General features: G+C 69.3%; 1 protein-coding gene. It reads right to left on the bottom strand.

What is annotated here, in order from left to right:
• The coding region (locus J7302_RS26245) for an L-serine ammonia-lyase (protein WP_215381771.1) at positions 1–1,349 on the bottom strand (1,349 nt) is incomplete at both ends.

Here is a 1,349-nt window from a genome sequence, read left to right as displayed (position 1 = left end):
GCGCTGACTGCCAGGCCGCCGCGCGAGGTTTCCTTGTACTTGTCGTGCATGTCGGCGCCGGTGTCGCGCATGGTGCGGATCACCCGGTCCAGCGAGATGAAGTGCTCGCCATCGCCGCGCAGCGCCATCTGCGCCGCGTTGATCGCCTTCACCGCAGCAATCGCGTTGCGCTCGATGCACGGCACCTGCACCAGCCCGCCCACCGGGTCGCAGGTCAGCCCGAGGTTGTGCTCCAGGCCGATCTCCGCCGCGTTCTCCAGCTGCGCCGGGGTCGCTCCCAGCACTTCCGCCAGCCCCGCCGCCGCCATCGCGCAGGCCGAGCCGACTTCGCCCTGGCAACCCACTTCGGCGCCGGAGATCGAGGCGTTCTTCTTGCACAGGATCCCCACCGCCGCCGCGCCGAGGAAGTAGTTCACCACGTCGTCCTCGCTGGCCTCGGGGTTGAAGCGCATGTAGTAGTGCAGCACCGCCGGGATGATGCCCGCCGCGCCATTGGTCGGCGCCGTCACCATGCGCCCGCCGGCGGCGTTCTCCTCGTTCACCGCCAGGGCGTAGAGGTTGACCCATTCCATCGCGCTCATGGTCGAGCCGATCACGTTCGGCTTGCCCAGTTCCTGCAGGCTGCGGTGCAGCTTGGCGGCACGCCGGCGCACGTTCAGCCCGCCGGGCAGGATGCCCTCCTCGCCCAGGCCGTTGCGCACGCAGTCCTGCATGGCGTCCCACAGTTTGAGCAGCCCGGCGCGGATCTCCGCCTCGCTGCGCCAGGCTTTCTCGTTGGCCAGCATCAGCTCGGAAACACGCAGGTTGTGGCGTCGGCACAGCACCAGCAGTTCCTCGGCGCTGGAGAAGTCGTAGGGCAGCGGGGTGTGGTCCTGGTCCAGCTGCCCAGAGGCGGCCTGCGCGGCATCCACCACGAAGCCGCCGCCAATCGAGTAGTAGGTGTCGCGGTGCAGTTCACCACCCTCGCCTTCCGCGATCAGGGTCATGGCGTTGGGGTGGTACGGCAGGTTCTCCTCCAGCAGCAGCAGGTCGCGCTGCCAGTCGAACGGCACTGGCTGAGCGCCGTCCAGCAGCAGCTCGCCGCTTTCCAGCAAGGCGGCGATGCGCAGGGGTATCTGTTTCGGGTCGATGCGGTCCGGCCATTCGCCCATCAGCCCCATCACCGTCGCACGGTCGGTGCCATGGCCGACCCCGGTGGCCGACAGCGAGCCGTACAGGCGCACCTCGACGCGGCTCACCCGCGCCAGCAGGCCGCGCTCGCGCAGGGCGCTGGCGAACAGGGCGCCCGCCCGCATCGGGCCCACGGTATGCGAGCTGGAGGGGCCGATACCGATCTTGAACAGGTCGAA

The organism is Metapseudomonas boanensis (assembly GCF_018704125.1).
In the GTDB taxonomy this organism is placed as follows: Bacteria; Pseudomonadota; Gammaproteobacteria; order Pseudomonadales; family Pseudomonadaceae; genus Metapseudomonas; species Metapseudomonas boanensis.
Note: the sequence above shows the minus strand (reverse complement) of the source record. Positions and strands in the feature narration are given on the sequence as shown.